The 4,248-nt window shown below is 47.9% G+C and carries 5 protein-coding genes; all 5 read right to left on the reverse strand.

The window, feature by feature from the left end; genetic code table 11:
- The coding region (locus tag AC3B8H_RS19050) for a sigma 54-interacting transcriptional regulator (RefSeq protein ID WP_488443100.1) at positions 1–1,135 on the reverse strand (1,135 nt) is incomplete at its 3' end.
- 96 nt (positions 1,136–1,231) lie between these two features.
- On the reverse strand, positions 1,232–2,305 hold the full coding sequence (locus AC3B8H_RS19055; RefSeq protein WP_488443101.1) for a hypothetical protein: 1,074 nt from the start codon (positions 2,303–2,305) through the stop codon (positions 1,232–1,234).
- Between the two features lie 5 nt (positions 2,306–2,310).
- Positions 2,311–3,339 carry a ZIP family metal transporter gene (locus tag AC3B8H_RS19060; RefSeq protein WP_488443102.1) on the reverse strand — a complete coding sequence of 343 codons (1,029 nt, stop codon included), beginning with the start codon at positions 3,337–3,339 and terminating at the stop codon, positions 2,311–2,313.
- The gene (locus AC3B8H_RS19065) at positions 3,263–3,550 is read right to left on the reverse strand and encodes an FmdB family zinc ribbon protein (RefSeq protein WP_427551328.1); all 288 of its coding nucleotides are present in this window, start codon (positions 3,548–3,550) and stop codon (positions 3,263–3,265) included. The genes AC3B8H_RS19060 and AC3B8H_RS19065 overlap by 77 nt, the downstream gene beginning before the upstream one ends.
- A gap of 121 nt (positions 3,551–3,671) precedes the next feature.
- A partial coding sequence (locus AC3B8H_RS19070) for a beta-class carbonic anhydrase (protein WP_488443103.1) occupies positions 3,672–4,248 on the reverse strand: 577 nt, incomplete at its 5' end.

A 4,248-nucleotide genomic window follows, 5' to 3' on the forward strand; every position in this document is an offset into this window, starting at 1 on the left:
GGATGGTCACAACGTTAAGCCGATAATACAGATCCTTGCGGAATCGCCCTTGATCGACAAGTTCCAGCAAGGGGCGGTTCGAGGCGGTTATGATACGAACGTTGCTATGTAGGACCTGCGCACCGCCAACGCGCTCGAATTCGCCTTCCTGGAGTACACGAAGAAGATTAGCTTGAGAGAGGAGCGGTAAGCTATCAATTTCGTCAAGAAAAAGGGTGCCCCCTTCTGCGCGTTCAAAAAATCCGCGCCTGAGATCGTGCGCACCGGTAAAAGCGCCTTTTTCGTGGCCGAATAAGGCGCTTTCGAGCAGGCTTTCCGGAATGGCGCCGCAATTAACCGCGACAAATTTTTGTGTGCTTCGATCACTGAGTGCGTGGATGGCCCGCGCGATGACTTCTTTGCCAACCCCCGTCTCGCCGTTAATCAGCACATTGGCCGACGTGGGAGCAACCAATTCGACTGCTTGCAACGCTTCGCGCATCACCTCGGATTCGGCGATCAGCTCCGGCCGATCCAACCCGCGCTTTTGACCCGAAACAGCCTTTGGATTCCATGTTCGAGCCATTTTTTCCGAAACGCGCGCGGCGACCTCGGCAATCGCTGAACGCGAAACAATCATGCCGCCCTCGTTGAAATATTCGTCACCTTCTTCAATCTGGGCGGCTTCACGATCAGTGTAGATCGTAACTTCGCATTTCCCGTCACCAGTGGCGATACGCTTGTTGAGCACAACCTTTGCGTAGCCGAAATTTCGGGCCGCAATGCCACCAAACACCGAAGCGGTGGTGCGACATAGCTCCGGTGCTTCCTTAACGCGCTCGCCAAATGGGCAATGGAAATTTTCCACGCATAAGCAGCCTGCCGACTCACTTGGGACCTGGGAGAAGCTCCCACCAATTTGTTTCTTGATATGTGTAATGATCGACACATATTGCTCGGGAGTGATTTTACCGGGCAGCCCCAACTGTCGGCGGGCATGGGCTTCAAGATAACTGCTGGCAGTCAACCCTAAATCCTGGATATGATTGGCCGTCCCTCTTTCACTGTTATATTGCCCCGCCAATTTGACGCTTTGGGTAATAAACATCTGTAGGAAAGATATGGCGCTTAGCTCGGGCAATAAGGTGTCGGACATAAATTAAGCTCCTGAGTTTGTGCCTGAACAGCTAACTTAAAAGATGGCATTTTAACTTCATGGGCTCAAATGGGCTTGACCAACGCATCCATCTTTCTATGCGGAATAATCCATCAAGAACCATAGGTTTGTTTGAAATCTGTTATCTTCAGTTCTTTGATCGCGTTCTACGGACTGTTTGAGCTTCAATAATCGGTGGAGCAATTCTGCTTTTAGAAATTTTCGCCCCAAATTATGTCGTATTATCGAGCCTGCGCCTAAAACCTGATCGGTAGACGTACGAACCGCATGAAAGATCAAGGTTCCGTTCAAGTAAGGCAACGCACCTAATATATCGTGGGTAGTATTATAAGAATGACTAACATAGAATTGCCTATCAACAACGATAGACCCCAAACTGGTTTCTTGAAAAACATGATGTCCCAATATAGCGGTCGGTCTATCTTCTAGCGCTCGATTTAACCAGTAGTAACTCTCTTCAACGCCTAAAGAAAAATGATTAGGGTGATTGCTTAAATCATTGAATAAATCGGCAAATAAGCCTGATAAAACTTTGCAACTTTTCAAGGCACCTTTTAATTCCAGGCCTGGTTTGACGTTTTCCTCTTCTCTGGAGTATTCCGAAATACCCTCGATGCCATGATCTTTGTACTGACGCCAGCGGTTGTATAGTATTTTTTGATAGACTTTGGATACCGAAAGGAGAAGATCCTGCTGCTTAGCGTCGTGTTGCTTTTTTCGGATTTCAGATAACTCTTCTATTTCACTTGCGGACAAATTAAGGTGATCGCCAGGCTCGGCGTTTAATAAGGCCAACGCTTCGGAGGTTTGCGCTTTTTGAAAATAAAACGCTTTAAATGTATCTGTGCTCGCATTGTCCGGAATGTTGCCATGGGCCAAAACGTCGCCATGCATGACGGAAATATAATTATTTCTAATAAATTCAGTCACCAACTGCAAAGGGTATTCTAGGTAAATTGCAGTAATGGTCGCCAATTCCTTTTCGTTTTCTTCGCTTACTTCTTGTGAGATGGGTTCTCCACTTTTTAATTTTGATAGTTGATCGCTATGCAGGCCAATGAGCTTTAAAACCTCGTCTGAAGTCGGCATGGCTGCACAAGGCGTTAAAGTTGAACAAATTAAAATCGGAAAAATAAAGAAATATTTCATTGCCATCAAATATTGTATTTTTCATTTCTGTACAGTGGAGCATGGGCTATTTTTGCTTCCAATACAGGTCCAGTTTCTAGCGGTCGTGTGGTTTTAGTCTCAACCGCCCCTTGTTGATCATGGAAAGCCTCGGCTTGTCCATGAATCCAATACACCAGAAAAATACTGAACGTGATGAGGCCAATTTGCTGAAATGCCGGTTGTTTTGCAATAGCGCTACGTTGATGGAGACTAGGGATAAGATCGGCTATGGCAACGTATAAAAAGCTTGATGCCGCCAATGCCAAAATGTAGGGTAACATTTCATGCAGGTTTGCCAGACTGAAATAGGCCAGCATTCCCCCGACCAGTGTGGATAGACTGGACATCAGGTTATAGCGTAATGCGTTGGCACGGCTGTAACCGCTTTCAATAAGAATAGCAAAGTCACCTATTTCCTGGGGGATCTCATGAGCCGTTACTGCGATGCTGGTAATGATCCCCAGATGTATATCCGTAAGGAAAGCCGCCGCGATAAGGACGCCATCGACAAAGTTGTGGATGGCGTCGCCCAAGATAATCAGGGTGCCAGCCGACCGATGGGAACGTCCCCTGTTATGAGCAACGCAATTGCCAATATGACAGTGTCGCCATAGCAGCAATTTTTCCAACAGGAAGAAACCGATAATGCCTGCCAAAACCGTGGCCATTAAGCTTTGTGCATGTTTTTCGCCGGCAGTGCGTAGTGCATCCGGCAGGAGATCCAGAAAAGCGACGCTCAACAAGGCCCCAACGGCGAAACTAAGCCCATGAGGTAAGATTCGTGGGTGGTAGCGATTTGGAATCAGTAAAAATAAGCCTGCCGCGCCGACGCTGAGCAGGCCTCCAGTTAGGGTGAAAATGATGATCCAAACGAGTGTGCTCATGGGAGGTTGGCCTGAATTATTCTCTAACCAGTGATGCGATCCGAACGCCGCATCAAGCGGCAGATGAAGAGGATGTCGTGCTGCTAGATGCGTGATGATGGCCCCCGCAACATCCACATCCTGGGCCATGACGATGACTAGCCTCGTCGAGCGGGCGTTGAAGCGAAGCCATTGCTTGGTTTCTGCCTACAGCCATGTAACCGTGAACGGCAGGCGCCGATAAAATTCTTTTTTCCATGATGCTGCCGCACTGGGGGCATTCGGGCGCATTACTGTTGACGGAATGGCGAAATTCCAAATCAGAGCCGCAGTTTTCGCAATGGTAATCATAAGTTGGCATAGAACATTAACTCCAATGTTTAAGGCGCAAAAAAAGTACGCATGGGTTTTGATCGATCCCGGGCTTACGCCCGGGAAAGTGCTCCGAGATTGAAGCAGATCAGTTGTTTTCCCGATCAGGGTTAGGCTGACCAGCGAGAAGGCTGCTTGGCGGTAACACCGAATTGAGCAGCAGTGACATCCGTGCGAGCTCGTTTTTGCGCATCAAAAGTTGGAGCACGCAGACGGCGAGTTTCGACTTCCCATACCCAACCGCTAATCAAGACATCTTTCGGAATTAATGGATGGTTACGGAATGTTTCAACAGTTTTAATGCAGGTTTCGTCAACATCATCCATCATGCCAATCCATTTAGCGAAAGCGCCTTTATCGAGTTTAAGCTCTGACAAAGTCGGGTCCAGCGTTAATGAATCAATATCGACTCCTCTAGCACGAAGCATCTTTTCCAAATCGTTCGCGTTAGCGGAAAGCATGCCGCATTGAGTGTGTTGAACGATAACAATTTCCTTGGTCCCAAAGAAATTGCATGTCAGCATCGCTGAACGAATTGCATCATCGGTAACAATCCCACCCGCATTACGGAAACAGTGAGCATCACCACCGCCGACCGGCGAATCCACCTTGATTCCGAGGGCTTCATCAACCGGTAGACGCTCGTCCATACAAGCAAGAACCCATAGACTACGGTCGTTGTGACCA

This window comes from Methylomonas sp. BG-2 (assembly GCF_057766305.1).